Origin of the sequence: Pseudochrobactrum kiredjianiae, from assembly GCF_030362795.1 — a bacterium.
GTDB classification, from domain to species: Bacteria; Pseudomonadota; Alphaproteobacteria; order Rhizobiales; family Rhizobiaceae; genus Pseudochrobactrum; species Pseudochrobactrum kiredjianiae.
The window spans coordinates 678,004-696,811 of record NZ_JAUCBM010000001.1 but is presented as its reverse complement, the minus strand read 5'-3'; the positions used below and the strand labels follow the sequence as shown (position 1 = coordinate 696,811).

The 18,808-nt window shown below is 52.4% G+C and carries 17 protein-coding genes; 5 read left to right on the top strand and 12 right to left on the bottom strand.

The features are described 5' to 3' along the window. Positions 1-2 precede the first annotated feature (2 nt). Positions 3-884, bottom strand: a complete 882-nt coding sequence (locus tag QUF18_RS03120; protein WP_289385109.1) for an ABC transporter permease — start codon at positions 882-884, stop codon at positions 3-5. A 2-nt stretch (positions 885-886) separates the two neighbouring features. Then, positions 887-1,936, bottom strand: coding sequence for an ABC transporter ATP-binding protein (locus QUF18_RS03115; protein WP_289385108.1), 1,050 nt, complete (start codon positions 1,934-1,936; stop codon positions 887-889). Positions 1,937-2,182: 246 nt separating this feature from the next. On the opposite strand from QUF18_RS03115, the gene QUF18_RS03110 reads away from it, so the two are divergent. Then, positions 2,183-2,998, top strand: a complete 816-nt coding sequence (locus QUF18_RS03110; RefSeq protein WP_289385107.1) for an IclR family transcriptional regulator — start codon at positions 2,183-2,185, stop codon at positions 2,996-2,998. 52 nt (positions 2,999-3,050) lie between these two features. On the opposite strand, the gene QUF18_RS03105 is transcribed toward QUF18_RS03110, so the two are convergent. Together QUF18_RS03105 and QUF18_RS03100 are read right to left on the bottom strand one after the other, a co-directional pair. Beyond that, positions 3,051-3,545, bottom strand: coding sequence for a DUF2938 domain-containing protein (locus QUF18_RS03105; RefSeq protein ID WP_289385106.1), 495 nt, complete (start codon positions 3,543-3,545; stop codon positions 3,051-3,053). Positions 3,546-3,700: 155 nt separating this feature from the next. Continuing rightward, on the bottom strand, positions 3,701-4,609 hold the full coding sequence (locus QUF18_RS03100) for a LysR family transcriptional regulator (RefSeq protein WP_289385105.1): 909 nt from the start codon (positions 4,607-4,609) through the stop codon (positions 3,701-3,703). A gap of 247 nt (positions 4,610-4,856) precedes the next feature. On the opposite strand from QUF18_RS03100, the gene QUF18_RS03095 reads away from it, so the two are divergent. The 3 genes from QUF18_RS03095 (at position 4,857) to QUF18_RS03085 (ending at position 9,206) form a co-directional block, all read left to right on the top strand. Beyond that, positions 4,857-5,651 carry a transporter substrate-binding domain-containing protein gene (locus QUF18_RS03095; RefSeq protein WP_289385104.1) on the top strand — a complete coding sequence of 265 codons (795 nt, stop codon included), beginning with the start codon at positions 4,857-4,859 and terminating at the stop codon, positions 5,649-5,651. Positions 5,652-5,783: 132 nt separating this feature from the next. Continuing rightward, on the top strand, positions 5,784-7,295 hold the full coding sequence (locus QUF18_RS03090) for a M81 family metallopeptidase (RefSeq protein WP_289385103.1): 1,512 nt from the start codon (positions 5,784-5,786) through the stop codon (positions 7,293-7,295). A gap of 147 nt (positions 7,296-7,442) precedes the next feature. Further along, positions 7,443-9,206, top strand: coding sequence for a LysR family transcriptional regulator (locus QUF18_RS03085; protein WP_289385102.1), 1,764 nt, complete (start codon positions 7,443-7,445; stop codon positions 9,204-9,206). Here the strand turns inward: QUF18_RS03085 and QUF18_RS03080 are convergent. The 8 genes from QUF18_RS03080 to bioB all read right to left on the bottom strand — a co-directional run bounded on the left by QUF18_RS03080 (position 9,191) and on the right by bioB (position 17,732). Further along, positions 9,191-10,279, bottom strand: a complete 1,089-nt coding sequence (locus QUF18_RS03080; RefSeq protein WP_289385101.1) for an acyl-CoA dehydrogenase family protein — start codon at positions 10,277-10,279, stop codon at positions 9,191-9,193. The genes QUF18_RS03085 and QUF18_RS03080 overlap by 16 nt on opposite strands. An 11-nt stretch (positions 10,280-10,290) precedes the next feature. Then, positions 10,291-11,466 carry an acyl-CoA dehydrogenase family protein gene (locus QUF18_RS03075; protein ID WP_289385100.1) on the bottom strand — a complete coding sequence of 392 codons (1,176 nt, stop codon included), beginning with the start codon at positions 11,464-11,466 and terminating at the stop codon, positions 10,291-10,293. Between the two features lie 33 nt (positions 11,467-11,499). Beyond that, the gene (locus QUF18_RS03070) at positions 11,500-12,693 is read right to left on the bottom strand and encodes a CaiB/BaiF CoA transferase family protein (RefSeq protein ID WP_289385099.1); all 1,194 of its coding nucleotides are present in this window, start codon (positions 12,691-12,693) and stop codon (positions 11,500-11,502) included. A gap of 91 nt (positions 12,694-12,784) precedes the next feature. Continuing rightward, positions 12,785-13,660, bottom strand: coding sequence for a beta-ketoacyl-ACP synthase 3 (locus tag QUF18_RS03065; protein ID WP_289386108.1), 876 nt, complete (start codon positions 13,658-13,660; stop codon positions 12,785-12,787). A 71-nt stretch (positions 13,661-13,731) separates the two neighbouring features. Continuing rightward, positions 13,732-15,006 (bottom strand): adenosylmethionine--8-amino-7-oxononanoate transaminase, encoded by a 1,275-nt coding sequence (locus QUF18_RS03060; RefSeq protein WP_289385098.1) that lies wholly within the window; start codon positions 15,004-15,006, stop codon positions 13,732-13,734. Further along, positions 15,003-15,638 (bottom strand): dethiobiotin synthase, encoded by a 636-nt coding sequence (gene bioD, locus QUF18_RS03055; RefSeq protein ID WP_289385097.1) that lies wholly within the window; start codon positions 15,636-15,638, stop codon positions 15,003-15,005. The genes QUF18_RS03060 and bioD overlap by 4 nt, the downstream gene beginning before the upstream one ends. After that, positions 15,631-16,746 (bottom strand): 8-amino-7-oxononanoate synthase, encoded by a 1,116-nt coding sequence (locus QUF18_RS03050; protein ID WP_289385096.1) that lies wholly within the window; start codon positions 16,744-16,746, stop codon positions 15,631-15,633. Before QUF18_RS03050 ends, bioD begins: the two co-directional genes overlap by 8 nt. After that, the gene (gene bioB, locus QUF18_RS03045) at positions 16,740-17,732 is read right to left on the bottom strand and encodes a biotin synthase BioB (protein ID WP_289385095.1); all 993 of its coding nucleotides are present in this window, start codon (positions 17,730-17,732) and stop codon (positions 16,740-16,742) included. Before bioB ends, QUF18_RS03050 begins: the two co-directional genes overlap by 7 nt. 274 nt (positions 17,733-18,006) lie before the next feature. On the opposite strand from bioB, the gene QUF18_RS03040 reads away from it, so the two are divergent. Next, positions 18,007-18,792, top strand: a complete 786-nt coding sequence (locus QUF18_RS03040; RefSeq protein WP_289385094.1) for a hypothetical protein — start codon at positions 18,007-18,009, stop codon at positions 18,790-18,792. Positions 18,793-18,808 lie beyond the last annotated feature (16 nt).

Below are 18,808 nucleotides of genomic sequence, written 5' to 3'. Positions count from 1 at the left end.
TATTAACCCAGCTTCCGTTTGGCCTGTCCCTCAATCATGCGATTATAGGCAATCATGATGACAAGGTTAGCGACCAGAACAATGATGGCGATGGCAGCACCGAGCGGCCAGTTCAGCTCAATCATGAACTCGTCATAGACAACGGTTGCAGCCATTTTCAAACGACGGCCACCAAGCAGACCCGGGATCGCAAAAGAACTGGCCGACAAGGCAAAAACAATCAGGCTGCCGGAGAGAATGCCAAGCATCGCCTGCGGAAACACGATACGTCGCAACGCCGTAAAGCGGGACGCACCAAGGGTCAGTGCAGCAGCTTCCACAGTCGGATCAAGCTTCTGCAGCACTGTCCAGACCGGAATAACCATGAATGGCAGCATAATATGCACCAGACCAACGACAATTGCAGTTTCGGTGTAAAGCAGCTGCACCGGCTCCAGCCCGACCATACCCAGCGCGCCGTTGACGAAACCGTTGCGGCCAAGGATCATGCTCCAGCCGAAGGTACGCACAACAACGGAAACCAGCAGCGGGCCGATAATCACCAGCAGGAAGATCGAGCGCCACGGCGCACGCATATTCGAGAGAATATAGGCTTCAGGCACGCCGATCACCACAGCGATCACTGTGGTGAGTAATGCGAGACGCAAAGTGCGCCAGAAAATCGACAGGTAATAATCATCCTGAAGAACCTGCATATAATTATGCAGTGTGAAGGTGTTTTCGATACCTGTGTCGTAATTATAGCTGTTGAATGACAGGATAACTGTCAGTGCCAATGGCAGTAGTACCAGCCCGATGAAAAGCAGTGTCGCAGGCCCCGCCAGAAACAGCGGTGCGCGGCTGCGCTTTTCCTTGATTTTTGTGTCAGCAGTGGTTGCGCTCATGGTCAGGCCGCTCCGCCTGCAAGCATCCGGCAATCTTCATGCTGCCAGATCAGACCAACGGTTTCACCCTCTGCTGGTGGCGGTGTACCAACATTCGGTAGCGACACGGACAATTGTCCGGCAGGCGTTGTGACTGTCACAAACCACTGGCTGCCCATGAAATAACGAGTGGTCACAGTGCCATCAACATGACCGGCACCGGCATTGGTGAGGTTCAGTTTTTCCGGACGGATGAACAGCGAGACTTTCTTGCCGCTCACAGGCTGTTCCGGTGTAAAGCGAACTGATGTGTTTTCGATCGCCAGTACATTTCCGGCTTCAACCTCTGCAGTCAGGAAATTGGATTTGCCGACAAAGTTGGAAATGAAGTCATTCCGCGGATGTTCATAGAGCTTATAAGGGGCATCAACCTGTGTGATATTGCCCTTTTCCATCACCACAATACGGTCACTGATCGACAGCGCCTCTGCCTGATCATGCGTGACCATAATTGTGGTAATGCCAACCGCGCGCTGAATACGGCGCAGTTCAAACTGCATTTCTTCACGCAGCTGCGCATCGAGATTGGACAGCGGCTCATCAAGCAACAGCACCGGCGGATTGATCACCAGCGCACGGGCAATCGCCACACGCTGACGCTGACCACCGGACATTTCACGCGGGTAGCGGTCTGCCAATGCGGAGAGATGCACGAGACCCAGCGTTTCTTTCACGCGCTCGTCACGCTCTGCTTTCGGCACTTTACGCATTTCCAGACCAAAACTGACATTCTGCGCAACCGTCATATGCGGAAACAATGCATAGCTCTGGAAGACGACACCAAGCTGGCGCTGTGCAGGCGCTGTATAGGTAATATCGCGGCCATCCAGCGTCACAGAACCGGCGCTTGGCGTTACCAGACCGGCAATCATCTGCAATGTGGTGGTCTTACCGCAACCGGAAGGGCCGAGCAGAGAGATAAACTCACCTTTTTCCACGGCCAGATCGAAATCTTTCACGGCTGAGAATTTTCCATAAATTTTGGAAACCTGTTTCAGGCTTAAAAAGCTCATGCATATCTCCCTGAGCAGCCCCCGCATTTATAAATATTGCGGGTTATCTGGTGGTTCGCCGCTCTTTTCGCCGGCCTGTTTCATGGCAGCCCTGTAACAAGGACATGCAGACAGATTTCACTTAAAGCGGAATTTATCCATTTATTGACAGAAATTTTGTGAATTAGACAAATTCTATTTTCTATTACGAAATAATTTATATAGTTTAATCCAAAATACGGAATTATAGCATTCAAGAGTCGGGCAATGAGTGAAAATACGAAATCCCCTGTGAATACTAGCCTCACCAAAGCGATCCAGATATTGAAAGGTCTGGCAGAAAATTCACGGGACGGAATGCGGCTGATTGATCTGGCTCGTGAGCTGGAGCTCAGCCAGCCTTCTGCCCACCGTCTACTCAAAAGCCTGATCAGCGAAGGATTGGTAGAGCAGATCAGCGATACGAAATCCTATCGCCTGTCGCTTGATTTTTTCTGCATGGCCGCGCAAACTCGTCAGCGCGACGGCATATTGGATTTCGCGCGTCCGGCACTGCTGCGCCTGTCTGCCACATTTAATGACACGGTGTTTTTGCTGGTGCGGAACGGCTTTGATGTCGTGTGTCTTGATCGCGTTGAAGGCCCGTTTCCGATCCGCTCTTTTACCGGCGATATTGGCGGTAAGGTTCCGCTCGGCATTGGTCAGGGCAGCATCGCCATACTCGCCTTTCTGCCGGAAGAAGAGCGCGAGGCGATTATCCGTTTCAACATGCCACGTATTCTCGACCGCGCAGCCATTGATGAGGTGGATTTGCGTATCATGATCGACACTATTCGCCAGACTGGTGCCGCCCATATGAATTTCGAGTTGATTGAAGGCATGGCAGGACTGGGCGTACCGGTGCTGGATCAAAACGGCGTGGCAGTTGCGGCGCTGAGTATCGGCACACTGGCCTCGCGTCTGACAGAACAACGCCAGCGCACTATTGCCGATCTTTTGAAAAAGGAAGCCGCGCTGATTTCCAGCAAACTCAATCCGTTTGATGCGACATTGCGTTATCCAAGTCAGGCACTGTCACGCTAAATCACAAGCTAGAGCGACCTTTGTGTGCCAAGTCTGGCACACGGCGCTCTAATCAAGACAATAGTAGCGCGGCAATATAAAGCCCGACACCAAACCCCGTATGCGCCAGCAAGCTGCGCATAAGGGCTTTATTCGGATGCGGAGTTTTACTGGCTGCTATTCCCGCGCCCATTCCGGGTTGCAGAATAAAAAACGGCGCCACAAGCGTGACCAGTCCGGTGATTAAAGCCGTCGGAAAATCGGGTTGCAGCAACCACTCTCTACCGCATATCAGCAGCAAACCGCCTGCGAAAACAATCCCGATCAGATAATGGGCAATCCATCCAGCAGACCTTTCATAGCGCAGCGGTTCTGCACGTATAATGGATGGATGGATCCATGTGCCATGACGTAAATGCCCGATCCAACGACCGACAAGCGCATAATCCAGTGACGGCACGCCAAACACGTGCCACAGCACCAGCGCCCAGATATCCATAAAAACTGTTGCACCAATGCCGAGAATAATTGCATCTCTTATGAGCGCAACGCCATCATTGAGCAACATATCTTCACCCTTTTACCACGATCGCTAAACGGCTTCATTCTCGCCTTATACAATATGCAATTATCATATCGTATAAAACATTCAATATATTATTTGAATGTTTAGTAAAATTTAAAAGCATTGTCTGTCGGGCGATCCCTCAGACAAATGGTTGCTCAGCTGAAAAGCTCCGCTACATCCTGTTGTTTACGCCGCAAAGCAATCTCTCTGATTAGCCAATCGAGAAAATCTTTCGTCACAGGTTTGGCGCGAAACAGCTCTTCCTGACAGACAAACTGATAGGTTTCCTGCGGCTCGAAACTATGTTCCGACACCAGAAACATCTGGCCATTTCGCAATTCCTGCTCGACCAGCGCCTGATCGATCAGTGCCACGCCCTGCCCCTCTTTCACGGCCTCCAGAATGATATGCTGATCGTCAAAAATCAGATCCTGCTGGCTGTGGCCAAGCATCAGGCCGGATGTGGTAATCCAGCTTTGCCATTCAGACACAGAACGATAATGCAGCCGGTTACTGCATAACAACTCAGTCGCACTGTTGTATTGATTGCGGATTGATGCCCCGCAAACGGGCACCAGCCTTTCACGCAACAATTGACGGGAGAATTTACCTGTAACTGCCCCCAGACGATAATCAATCACAATATCCGGCTGGCCGGACGCCGGAACATTGGTATCGAGATGGGACAGATGCAGTTGCAAACCCGGATGCTGCGCCAGAAATTCTGAAATACGCGGCGCGATAATCTTCATCGAGAAGAATGGTCCGACTTTGACGCGTAACACCTTCTGCACTGTGCGCGGGCTAATATGCCGGATGGTACCGGCAAGATCATCAAATGCCCGCTGGCATGAATTGAAAAGCAAAGTGCCTTCCTGCGTCAGCTCCACACCATGCTGTCTGCGGATAAAAACCCGTAAGCCCAGATAATCTTCCAGCAACCGGATTTGATGACTGATCGCACCTTGCCCGACGCATAATTCATCTGCCGCAGCGGTCAGGCTGCCACAGCGCGCCGCCGCCTCAAATGCCCGCAATGATTTCAGCCCCGGCAAATCACGCATATCTTCCCCATTTCATATTCAGCTATGAATTATTTCGATATCTTACGTCAATTCTTTCACATTGCATACAGGGTAAAAATCCATCATGCTCCTCGGGAAAGCCAATCGTAAAATTAAAATAATCAATAAATATCAATAGATTGATTATTTATATGCGGGATATTTCTGCGTGGGGAAGCGCAGGAATTACCACTTCACAACCGCATCAGATATTAAAAGAATAAAGAATATAATCGGGGAAATTCGCATGAAAGTATTATCAATGACTGCAGCAGGCTGTCTGCTGCTCGGTCTGCTCACCTCACAAACAATGGCAACTGAAAAACTGCGCATCGGCACCGAAGGGGACTATAAGCCTTTCAATTATGTGACCGGCAGCGGCGAGATCAAAGGCTTCGATTATGATATCGGACAAGCTGTCTGCGCGGAGTTGAAAGCCGAATGCGAATGGAGCACCCATGAATGGTCAGGGATCATTCCGGCGCTGCAATCCGGAAAATTTGACATTATGATCGCTTCCATGGCGATCAATGATGAACGCAAAAAGCAAGTCAGCTTTACTAATCCCTATTATTTCAATGCCATGCATTTCATCGCCCGCAAAGACCTTGGCATTAAGGACGTTTCCAAAGCAGCCTTAGAGGGCAAAATTATCGGCACCCAATCCGGTTCTGTCGCTGTGGAAACGCTCAAAGAATATTTCCCCGACAATGAAGTGAAGCTCTACCCTTCACTGAGCGAGGCTTTTCTCGATATGGACAGCGGTCGCCTCGATATGGTGCTTGAAAGCCAGATGGCTCTGAGCGACTGGCTGGCACAGGACAGCGGTGCTTGTTGCGAATTTGCCGGTAAGCCTTTCATTCTTGATACAGCGCAGGGCAACGCCATGGCACTTCGCACAGATAGCACTGATCTGACAAAGCGCCTCAATACCGCCCTTGAAACGATTATGAAAAACGGCACTTATGACAAGATCCGTCAGCAATATTTTGACTTCGATATCATGGTGCGTCCGGTCAATGCCAGCGCTTATTTAAAATAATCCCCGCCTCCCCCGCAGCCTGAAACAACGTTCCGTTACAGGCTCTATCCCTCTGTCCTGCCGGTGTTTTCGGCAGGACAGATTACCTGTTCGCTTGCCAAACTCATTGCCGTAGAAATGAAAGATGCTCCGATGCGCTTCAAAGTTGCTGTTCTTGAACTCAATCAGGAAACCAATACTTTTTCCAAGCTGAAAACCACTTTGAAGGACTTTCACCTCTGCCATTATTTTAAAGGTCAGGAGATCGAAACCCATTGCCGTGGCACCAATTCGGAGATCGGTGGTTTTATCGACTGTTGTGAGACCTATGGCTGGGAGCCAGTTTATACGGTTGCCGCCCGTGCCGAGCCCGGTGGTCTGGTTGAGAAATCCATGATTGAGCAATTCATGCGCGATGTCACCGAAACCCTTGAGGGGCAGAAGCCGGACGGCGTGTTTATTGTTTTTCATGGTGCCATGTGCTCGGAAAGCGCGGATGATGCCCAGATCGAATTGCTGCAATTCATCCGCAGCATCGTTGGCCATGATATACCCATTGCCGGTACATTTGATCTGCACGCCAACAGCGCGCCGCAAATGAGTGAACTGCTGGATATTGCTGTTTCTTTCCGCACCTATCCGCATGTGGATATGGCAGAATGTGGCCGCAAGGCGGGGCAATTACTGGAAGCCGCCATGCGCGGCGATATTAATCCGGCCATTGCTATTCGCCAGCCGCCAATGCTCAACGGCTGTAATGACGGCCGCACCACGCATGCCTGCGCGATGACAGAAATTCTGGAAATCGCTGATCAGATTGCAACACAAGACGGCATTCTTGCCCCCTCCATCAATGCAGGCTTCTATGATGCCGATGTGTTTAATACAGGACCTTCTGCTGTAATTTGCTATGACCGCAATAAGGTGAATGAAGCTCAGGCTGTCAGTCACGCCGAACAACTGTGTCAGGAAATCTGGCAGCGCCGTGAAGACGAAGACAGCCGCTTACAGGCACCGGATATGCCCGAGGCAATTCGTGCACATTTTGCCAGTAACACCAAACAAGGCTCGCTAGTGATTGCCGACTTTTCCGACAATCCCGGCTGCGGTGCCTATAGCGATGCAACAACCGTGCTGAGCGGATTGCTCAAAACCAATGTCGGGCGTGCGGCCTTCGGTGCTTTCTGCGATCCGCAAGCGGTTGAGGAACTGGTAACAGCAGGCATCGGTGCGCAATGCACTGTCAGCCTTGGCGGAAAAGTTGACCCGAAAATTGGTGGCGGCGCGATTACTCTGACCGGTGAAGTCATTGCACTTTCAGACGGTAATATCACATTCGAAGGCCCGATGTTTCAGGGGCTGCCTGCTTCTCTTGGGCTGAGCGTGTGTTTTCGTGTCGGCAATACTGACATGCTGATTTCATCCGAGCGCCAGCAAATGCTGGATAAGAACCTGTTCCGCAGTGTCGGGATTGAACCTGCTGAGTACGATATTGTGGTGGTAAAATCGCAGCAGCATTTCCGCGCGGCGTTCGGCCCGATTGCCTCGGCGATTATCGAAGTGGATGCCGATGGCCTAAGCACGGCCAATCTCAGCGCCCGCGATTATAAAAAACTGCGCCGCCCGATCTATCCGTTGAATACGGAAACAACATTCCCCACCTGACCAGCAAACATATATCCGCACAAAACCGGCTTTGCCTTGCAGAGCCGGTTTTGTTTTGTCTTTTTCACTTCCGTTTTAAAGCTGGCCATTTGTACCAAGGAAAAGCTATAGAAAACTGTCCTGTAAAAACATAAAGCTGCACAGACCATGGAACTTCGCTCCCTCGCCTATTTTGTTCTGGCCTGCCAGTATTATAATCATGCCGAAGCAGCCAAAGCCGAGCAGATTTCGCCCTCCACACTCAGCACCGCAATTTCTGCGCTTGAGACGGAATTGGGGCTGGAACTTTTTGTGCGTGGCCCCAAAGGTCTGGTGCCGAGTGAAGCCGGACGTTGGCTATTTCAGCAGGCGACCGCCATCTTGCAGGCAGTAGAAACCGCTTTCTCCGGTAAAGCCATTTCAACCGCGCTGAAAGTCAGCTCGCCGCTGCATTTCATGTTCGGCAAATTGTCCCGCGCGGCAACCGCTGCCGTGCGCCCTTTCCGGCTTTCCCATCCTGAATATTATGCGCAGGTGCATTTCCGCTCACCATTGATCAGCGCCTTCGACACCAGCAATGCAGAGAATACAGATATTCTGATGGGCTATGCCTCGCAGAACGGCAGCGCGCAGGAACAATTTCTGTTTGACGATGAATGGATTGCCGTTGCAGGCGGCCTTGTGCCCGATGAAGATCAGGCTCCGCTCAGCCCGGAGGATTTGCGCAATTACAGCCTGTGGCTGCCACCGCTCTTACCTGCCGAAGAAGCACGCATCCGCGCCTATTGCCGCCAGCATGACCTGCCTGCGCCGGAGATGACATCGGAAGATGTAGGGATTTTCACCCGCCTGAAACAGGCCAAACAGCCGGTGCTTCTGCTGGCACCACATAGCTTGCTTGCCAGCGGCATCAGCCGTAATGATCTTGCCGTACTACAACTACAGATACCGCTGCATAGCCCTGTCACAGCGCAGATCACCACGAAAGATGAAAGGCTAACTGTCGCTGCTCAGGATTTCATCAGGCTGGTGCGCGAAGAACTGAACCGGCAAACCGTAACGCTCTATAATCCGCCGGTCTCCCTGCGCGATATTCAGAGCATTCTGACTCTCTATCAGTGCCGCAATATGAGCGAAGCCGCCCGCAGGCTCAATCAGACCCAGCCTGCTTTGTCCGCACAATTGCGCAAGACAGAGCAACTGATGGGCACGGCACTGTTTGCCCGCCACTATAAAGGCCTGCACCCGCTGCCGACTGCGGTGCATAAAGCGCCTTTGCTGCAAAGCGTGCTCAATCTGGCTGATGCAATTCGTCAGGGTGCACAGCAAATTGCGGTGATGGACGAGCCGGTGATTTATTTGGGCCTCAGCCCGATGGCTATGCTGAGCCCGGTGAGTGCCACAGCGATCAGCCGTGCCATTAGCGAATGGCAGCAGCTTTGCCCGCATGTTGTGCTCAAGGTTGGTGAAGCGCCTGCACAATTTCTGGACGAACATTTACGGCAGGGAGAATATTCCATTGCCATTCATGAGAGTGTTGCGCTCCCTGCAAGCGCCACATTGCTGATGGATATGGGACCGCTGCAATATATCTCGGATATTGATGCGGCGAATGCACCGCTTGCCCTGCCTGCCCCTGCTGACAGTGTTCGCAATGCTATTATGCAATTGCCGGAAGCGGCGCATTATCAGCCGGTGCTGGAAACCCAATCGCTGAAACTCTGCCTGATGCTGGCTGGTAACGGCTATAGCACAATTATGCCCGCTGCTTTGGCCGATATTATCAGCTCAGCTAAACCTTTGTTACAGCACAATTTACCGGATGCACCGCATTTCTATCTGACTGCGGGCACCAGCGGCACCCGCAATCTCAATGAGCCTGAGCATATTCTGCTCGCTTGTTTGCGTAAGGCGTTTCAGGCAGCCAACTGACGATAGGCTGCCATATAGGCCTCCGCCTGACCGAAACTATGCTCATTCACCAGCAGGCGCTTGACCAGCGGAGAAATCGCACATTCCTCTGTCATGCCGATACCGCCGTGAAGCTGGACTGCCTCCTGTGCAATATGACGCGCTGACCACAATGTCTGCACCCATGCGGCGATGGTCAAAGCGCGGACATCTTCCGCAACATTATCCTGCGCTTCCGCTGCGGCTTCGACCAAGGCTTTTGCCTCATCCAGCGCCACAGACATATCCACAAGACGAAACTGAATGGTCTGGAAAGAGCCAAGCGCTTTGCCGAATTGCTTGCGCATCCGCATATAATCCAGCGTTTGGCGATAAAGATTATCCATCGCGCCAAGACTGTCTGCGGCAACGGCAATCAGAATATCGGCGGCGCAAGCCTCAATGCGCTGTTGTGCATCACCGCCGGATAGCAGCACCTGAATATTCGTTGGTGCAATATCTACCGTGATTTCACTCATCATCCGGCCGTCAATCATTGATAATTGACGAAACTGCGCCGTTTCCGGAGAGATCAGACACAGAGCAACGTCACCGCCTTGTTGCACGAGACATAACAGCTTTTCCGGTTCCCGTGCACCAAAGACCTGAAGCTTTGTGAGTGCCAGACCAGTGCCGATCAGTTCCGGCAGGTTCACAGGTTTAATCCCCTGTGCAGCTATTACCAACTGACCGGCAATGCCTATGCGCATCTCACCTGCGAGAAAACTTTCCAGCAATGGCGCAACATCCGGATTGCTCTTCTGCGCTTCACATAACAGACTTGCGGTCAGTGCCGCGCCGCAGGCAAAATCCACAGGCAAGGCAACGCTTCCCAGAGCTTGTGCCACCGCTGCCAGACCTTCTGCGCCCAGCTCCGCACCGCCTGATGTTTCCGGCAGTGCAAGACCAATCAGCCCCATTTCCGCAATCTGAGGCCACAGATCGAGATCAGTCTGCGGCAAACCGTTTTCCGGCGTGTGATCGGCAGCAAAGCGGGTCACAAAATCCGTCAGCATTCGCAATTCGTCTGCTTTTTCTTCACGTGTTTTCTGCATATCCGCTCTCCTCACCTTAAACCCAGAACCTGCTTGGCAAGGATCATGCGCTGAATTTCATTTGATCCGCCCCAGATCGTCAGCTTGCGCAAATTGAGCCATGCAGCAGCCGCACCGGCAGCCGCAGGATTTTCCGCATCCGCCTCACCATCAAGAAATGCTTCACTGTAAGGCAGCACCTGCGAACCAAAAATATCCAGACGCAATTGCGCCAATGCCTGTGCAATTTCTGTACCGCGGATTTTGAGTTTCGAGGCTTCAGGGCCCGGATTTTCACCCGCTTCACTCTGCGACAGCAGTTTCAGCTCCATATGCTCCAGCGCCAGACGCTGGATTTCAATCCGCGTCATGCGATCCTGCAACAGCGGATCAGTCGCTACACCAAGGCGTGCGGCATCTTCCTTCAACTCACCAAGAATACGCTTGGAACGCGCAGCACCGGACATGGAAAAACGCTCATATTCGAGCAGATATTTGCCATAGCCCCAGCCTTCGCCCTCAGTACCGATCAGGTTTTCAACCGGCACACGCACATCATTGAAAAACACCTCGTTAAACTCGGCCTCACCATCCAGTGTACGGATCGGGCGAACTGTAATACCGGAGGTACGCATATCAATCAGCAGGAAGGAAATGCCCTGCTGCGGACGTTCGCCTTTATGCGTGCGTACCAGACAGAAAATCCAGTCTGCCCATTGCGCCCATGTCGTCCAGATTTTCTGCCCATTGACCACATAATGATCACCATCCCGCATGGCTGAAGTGGTCAGCGATGCCAGATCGGAACCTGCCCCCGGTTCGGAATAGCCCTGACACCAGAATGTCCGGTTCTCGCGAATGTCCGGCAGAAAGCGTGCCCGCTGTTCCTCATTCCCAAAGGAGTGAATAACAGGCCCTGCCATAGCAATGCCGAACTGACACGGATGCGGTGCACAAATCGCACCATATTCCTGCTCAAACAAATAGCGCTGCACCGGCGTCAGACCGGCACCGCCCATCTCTTTGCTCCAGCCGATTGCATACCAGTTGCGCGCTGCCAGCACTTCCTGCCAACCGGTCAGATCTTCGTTGGTCAGGCGAATATTGTGCCGCACCTTATAGGCCAGCGCTTCCGGCAGATTGGCACGCAAATAAGCACTTGCATCCGCTGCGAATGCGCGGTCGGCATCCGTAATCTGTAATCCCATTCTTGTACTCCGTACCTTAAACCACAAGGATAATCAGACAATTCCGGCGCTTATTAGCGCACTGATCTGTGTCTCATCCATATTCAGAAATTCCCGCAAAATATCCGCGCCGTCAGCACCAAGCTCCGGTGCCTGCCGGATGTCACCGCGTGGCAAGCCGTCGAAATGTACCGGCTGCTCCGGCACCAGAAGTTTGCCCAATTGCGGATGTTCAACTTCATGCAATAACTGGCGATGCTGCGCATGAGCGCTTCGTGCGGCGTCATCCACCGCCCAGATTTCCGACACCGGCAAGCCGGCTTTGCCGAGCTTCTCCACCACTTCAGCGGCAGTGTAGTGCCGTGACCAGTCTTCGATCTCTGCCTGCAAAGCATCACGATTCTGACTGCGTAACTGATCGGAAGCAAAGCGCGGATCATCTGCCAGATGCGGCTTGCCCAGCGCCTCTGCGAGACGGGCAAAAAGCGCCTTGTTGGCCACAGCAAGAATGAAAGGCGCATCCGATGCAGCAAAGGCACCAAAAGGCGCAGACAGCGGATGCTGATTGCCAAAGCGTGCAGGCCGGTTGCCGCTGCCCTGCCATCCGGCGAGCACCGTCGGTAGCAGGCTGAACAGCGCATCAAACATCGCAACATCAATCCGTGCGCCCTGTCCGGTGACCGAGCGACGGTAAAGTGCAGCAGAAATCGCCTGCGCGGCATAAATACCGGAAACAATATCGCCAATGGAGTCGCCAACCAGTGTCGGCCCCCCCGATGCCTCGCCGGTCACACTCATCATGCCGGACAGCGCCTGCGCCACCACATCATAACTAGGCATAGCGGCCATCGGCCCATGCTGGCCAAAACCGGAAACGGAGCAATAGACCAGATCAGGCTTCAGCGCCTGCAACTGCTCAGCGCCGATCCCCAAACGATCAGCCACACCGGGGCGGAAATTTTCCAGTACCACGTCAGCTTTCAGCGCCAGTTCCTGTGCGATCTTCACAGCTTCCGGCTGGCGCAGGTCGAGTTTCAGGCTGCGTTTACTGCGGTTAAACAGCTGGAAATTGATACTCTGATTGTTACGCACCGCGCCCATATAGCGCTGATCGTCGCCCTGCGGCGGTTCAACTTTAATGATCTGCGCGCCCTGATCCGCCAGAATGGCAGAGCAAAACGGCCCTGCCAAAACGCGGGAAAAATCCAGCACCGTAATACCCGCAAAAGGCTTCTGCTGCTTCACCATTCCAATTCCTCCATACCGGAGACAAGAATAAGAAACCGCGTCATGCCTTGTGAAATAGTGATACGGCAATCAGGCTATAAAGTTTACCGAATTATCCCGTGTAATTGAGCAGCGCCGCGCCGCCTGTCAGTCCAGCACCTGCGGCTGTCAGCAGGATCAGATCATCTTTACGATAGGTACTCTGCCCCAGAGACAGGCTGAGCGGAATAGTCGCCGCCGATGAGTTGCCATAATCCGCAATCGTGCAGGCAGTCACTGCATTGTTCAGTTGCAACTGCTCTGCCACTGCATCAAAAATCCGTGCATTGGCCTGATGCGGCACAAAATGACCAATCGCAGTGGGTTCAACATTGGCTTGTTGTAAAACGGTTTTGCCGCAATCCATCATGGTCTTCACCGCCTGTGCAAACATGGAACGGCCATCGCGCATTGTCATCAATGTTTCACCTGTCGGAATGCCGATCAGATCATAATGACTGCCATCACTGGTGAGTGTGGAACTGACCAGACTGCCAATCCCGTTTTGGGATGGCGCCAAAACAACAGCACCAGCCGCGTCGCCAAACATCACGGCAGACGCCCGCTCCTGCCGGTTGATACGGCGCGAGAGAATATTCGCCGCAACAATCAGCACTGCCCGCCCCTGCGTGCGTACCAATGCATCCCCCATCACCAGCGCATAGAGAAAACCGGAACAGGCACCGGCAAGATCAACCGCACCAGCACCTGTGAGCCCTAACTTATGCGCCAACAAAGGCGCAGAAGGTGGCAAAAGATGATCCGGCGTTGATGTTGCCAGCAGCACCATGCCGATTTCAGATTGAGCTATACCAGCATTTGCCAGCGCCATGCGCCCTGCTTCAGTTGCAAGATCAGTCAGCGTCTCACCATCCTCAACCCAATAACGACTGCGGATACCGGTGCGGCGTTCAATCCAGCCACTTTCTAGCCCAAGCGCAGCTTCAATCTCTGCATTGAAAACCTAACGCTTTGGCACGGCATGGCCAAAGCCGATGATGGAAGACGGATAAGAGCCGCTCATAATTTGCCGCTTTGCAGCAGGTCTGCCGCCTCATCAATCAGCTGATAAGAGCGCTGCAATTCCTGCTCGGTGACGCAATAAGGCGGCATCAGATACAGCACATTACCAAGTGGTCGCAGCAGCACATCATGAGAGCGGAAAAATGCTTTCAGCCGTAAAGCGATATCCGAGAGATACCCGCTACTTTGCGCTTTAACATCCAGTGCTGTAATGGTTCCGCATTGCCGGACATTCTCAAAACGCGGATCATGTTTGAAACGTAGCAACTCACGGCTCTGCATCGCCTGCAAATCTTGTACGCGCTGCAAAACCGGCTCATCGCGCCAGATTTGCATGTTGGCAAGACCAGCCGCACAGGCAATCGGGTTCGCCGTATAGGAACTTGAATGATAGAAAGTGCGGCTTCGATCGGTTGAAAGATGTGCTTCGAATATTTTCGGTACACACAGCGTCACCGCCAGAGGCAGTGCTCCGCCGGTAATACCCTTAGAGAGACACAGAATATCCGGTGTAATACCGGCCTGCTCACTGGCAAATAATGTGCCGGTGCGCGCCCAACCAGTCATCACTTCATCGCAGATCAGTAAAACACCATGCGCCTCGGCAATCGCCTTCAACTGCCGTAACACAAAAGCCGGATAGATTTTCATACCGCCTGCGCCGAGTAGCAGCGGTTCGACAATCAAGGCAGCCAAGTCCCCGCCTCGGCAAAGCTGTTCAAATACATCCAGCGTTTGCTGTTCACGCCCCTCTGCGGGAAACGGAATTGTCGCCACATCATAAAGCAATGCACCATAGGCCGCATTGAACACGCCGCGCTCACCGGCAGACATAGTGCCGATTGTGTCCCCGTGATAGCTGCCCGCCATCACAGCAATTCTGGCACGCAGTTCACCACGATTATGGAAATAGCCCAGCGCCATTTTCAGAGCCACTTCCACGCAAGTCGAACCACTGTCGGAATAGAACACATGCGACAGACCATGCGGCACAATACGGATCAGTTCCTGTGCCAGCTGCTCCGCCGGTTCATGGCTGTATTCCGCAAAAATGATCTGGTCATATTGTTCTGTTGCTTCACGAATGGCCTGCATGATCTGCGGTGTGCGATGACCATGGGTAATCACCCACCAGGACGAGATCAGATCAAGGATTTTGCGCCCGTCTTCATCGATCAGATAGGCACCCTCCGTGCGAGTAATCTTTTTTGTAACAGGCTCCAGCAGATGCTGGGTAAACGGATGCCAGACCGGCGATGAAGAATGGCTCATCGGGCACCTCCGGTAAAATCATCCAGATTGAAGTTCTCTGCAAATGCTTGCCTCAATGTCTGCGGGTTCAGATCATCCAATACAGGCAGGCGACCAAGGCGGCGCACTTTGCCCAGCTCACAGATGATCCCTTCACTGTCCTCATGCGCATGTCCGATAAAGACCACACCGAGCACCGGAATATTGCGGCTGTGCAGTGCTTCCAATGACAGCAGACTATGATTGATCGTGCCTAGCTGTGTGCGAGCGCAGAGAATGACCGGCTGCTGCCAGCGGGCGAAGATATCAAGATAAGTCTGGGAGCGTGTCAGCGGCACCATCAAGCCACCTGCACCTTCCACCACCAGCGGCCGGTTGCAATGTGGAATATTCAGTGCTGCGGGTTCGATCTCCACCCCCTCCGTCTCAGCGGAGAGATGCGGTGAAGCGGGTAATTGTAAACGCCACTGCTCCGGCAGAACAGGACATTCCGGTGCCAAACGACGCACAGTCTCGCTGTCTGTCTCTTCCTCCAGACCGGATTGCACCGGTTTCCAGTAGCTGCCTTGCAGGGCTTGGGTCAGTGCTGCGCTGAAAATGGTTTTGCCAATACCGGTATCAGTACCACTGACAATAAATACGGGATTACTCATAAAGGTTTGCAATCTTTTTCAGCACTTCAGCCATACGCGTGATCTGTGCCTCATCAACATTTAACGTGATAGAAATACGTAGTCGCGCGGTGCCAAACGGCACTGTCGGCGGACGAATGGCACGAATATCAAAGCCCTGATTTTGCATAGCCTCAGCCATTGCAACGGCGCGTTGATTATCTCCGATCTGATAGGGAATGATCTGCGAACCGCTTGGCTGCAAGTAGTGTTCTGCATGGTGAATGAGTGCCTGTAATTTCTCACGCCGCTGCGGTTCTGCAGTCAACGCTTTTAAACTGCCGCGTACAATCGCCGCCTGCAAAGGCGCTGGCGCAGTCGAGAAAATAAAGCCCCGTGCCTGATTAATCAGTACATCAATCAAAGGTTTTGCGGCACAAAGCAACGCACCGGAAGCGCCGAGTGCCTTGCCGCAGGTATGCAGGATCAGCGCATTTTCACGCCCCTCCAGTTCTGCCGCCAAGCCCCGCCCGTTGGCACCAAACACACCGGTTGCATGTGCCTCATCAATATAAAGAAAACACCCGTAACGATCTGCCAAAGCACTCAGTTCTGCAAGCGGGGCGCGATCACCATCCATAGAATAGAGGCTTTCAACCACCAGCCAGATATTGCCGCTTTTCTCTGTCGCACGAAAATGCCGGATGACAGTTTCAAATGCCGCAATATCATTGTGCGGCACGCTTTGTATTTTCGCTTTGCCTGCCTGCATCCCTGCATGAATACTGGCATGGATCAGCGCATCATAAAGCACCAAATCACCTGCCTGAGGGAGCGTTGCAAACACCGCCTGATTGGCATCAAAACCACTGGCGAAATACAAGACTTGTGGTGCTTTGAAAAAAGCAGCGGCTTCCGCCTCTAGTGCTTCATGTTCCGAATGATTGCCGCGCAACAGACGCGAACCGCCGGAGCCGACTGGCACGCCACGCTCCAGCGCATCACAGGCAATATTCCGCAAATAGTCTGAGCCAGCCAGCGCCAGATAATCATTGGAAGAGAAATCTGCACCTCGCGCCACGTTGAGATTGCGCAACCGCCCCTTGCTTTCAAGCCGTTGCAATATCGCATTGTAAGGCTGCATCAGCATGTGCAGCTTTCCTCGGCCACAGTTTCAGCCTTCATGCCCAGACGTTTGAGCAAATCCGCATCGCGGTCATCCCCCGCATTGGCGGCAGTGAGCAGAACATCCCCGATGAAAATTGAATTGGCACCGGCGAAGAAGCACATCGCCTGCATTTCATCGCTCATATTGCTGCGTCCTGCGGTAAGCCGAACATGAGATGTCGACATCATAATCCGTGCCAAGGCGATAATGCGGATGAAAGCGATGGAATCCACCGGCCTGGCATTAGCGAGTTTAGAGCCTTCAATCGGGATCAGCATATTGATCGGCACGCTTTGCGGTACTTGCTGAAGATTGGCCAGCGTTACCAGCATATTGACGCGATCCTGCTCACTCTCCCCCATACCGAGAATGCCACCGGAGCAGACATTGATACCGGCCAACCGCACATTATCCAGCGTATCCAGTCGGTCTGCGAATGTACGGGTGGTGATGATCTGCGGGTAAAACTCCTCAGACGTATCAATATTATGGTTGTAATAATCGAGCCCCGCCGCACCGAGCTTTTGTGCCTGCGGCAGTGACAACATGCCAAGCGTCATGCAGGTTTCCATGCCCATGGCTTTGACACCTTCAACCATGGCGATAACCATATCCATGTCGCGCTCTTTAGGACTGCGCCATGCCGCGCCCATGCAATAGCGTGTCGCGCCAGCCGCTTTGGCCTGCCGTGCTTCAGCCAACACACGCTCCACCTCCATCAATTTGGACGCCTTCAGGCCGGTCGGATTATGCGCAGACTGATTGCAATAGAAGCAATCCTCCGGACAGCCGCCGGTTTTAATGCTCAGCAATTTGCTCATCTGCAGCCGGTTCGGATCAAAATTCTGCCGGTGGATGACATGCGCCTGAAACATCAGATCGTTAAACGGTAAATCATAGATGCGGCGTGCTTCTTCATTCGTCCAGCGTGGTTCAGGCGCATTGTGTAGAAGCTCGGACAGCGGCATGAAATTTCCTCTCTCATATTACTCGCATAAATTATAGATAATTTTACGAGATTCGGAATTTTCTAACCACTTAAAACGGTAAAATTTATAAGTCTATATAAAAATATCTATAATTTTAAATCAAATCACCCAAAATCATCATTAATTATCTATAATTTTAGATCGCATTTTATGAACACCCATCAAAAATTCGTCAGCCATCGGATTTGCGCACCCATTGACGTAATTTTTATATTATGCAGGCTGTTCCGATCAAAACAGCGAGAGAGAACCAATGCTGCCGGTACATTTCAGACGTTATTCGCTGCCTATGCTGGCGCTGGCCATTGCCGTTACGGCCATTCATCCGGCTGTAGCGACAGTACCGTCAAATGGTCCCGACCAACTCAACAGTGCATTACAGGCCTTTATTGTCCGGCTTGAGAAAGCCAAGGAAACTAAGCTGCCACCGCGCCTTTCCAATACAGAAGATGCGAAGGTACTTGAAGCGCTGTGGAATGCGCCTGCGATCATCGGACAGGCTCCTTATAAAGCCAGTGACCTGCCGGTTTTGATGGATATTATCCAGCAGCAAGCGCAAGTCACCAAAGCCTATGTGCTGTTCTCGCCAGACCCGCAAAAACAGGCTGATACAAAAAATAACAGCATCGCCTTTCAGGATGAAATTACCCGTTCTTCCGCAGCGATGATCCGTTTTATCGCCGCTGCATTGGAGGCTGCCGAGGATTATGCTGCCGCCGTCCAAACCGACAAAGGCAACAAGGCGCAGACCGATACAATCCTCAAGTTACGATTGGGCTTACAGCAAGTCATCAATGGCGCAGCACTGATGCTCAGCAATCCTGAATTGAACGCCCATAATCAGGAAAGATTAGCTCAGGCACTTGCAGAAAATGCCGCTACGATTGCCCGCTCTATCTCCTTGCAAGATCGCACAATGCTAAGCAATATTGTCAAAGGCGCAAAACCGGTTTTGCGTGAAACTGCCCGCCAGTCCGCAGATCAGTTCATTACTACCATGGAAAATAAAGACTGCACCGGCCTTTGTGCATTGCATTAAAAATAAGGGAAAAGAG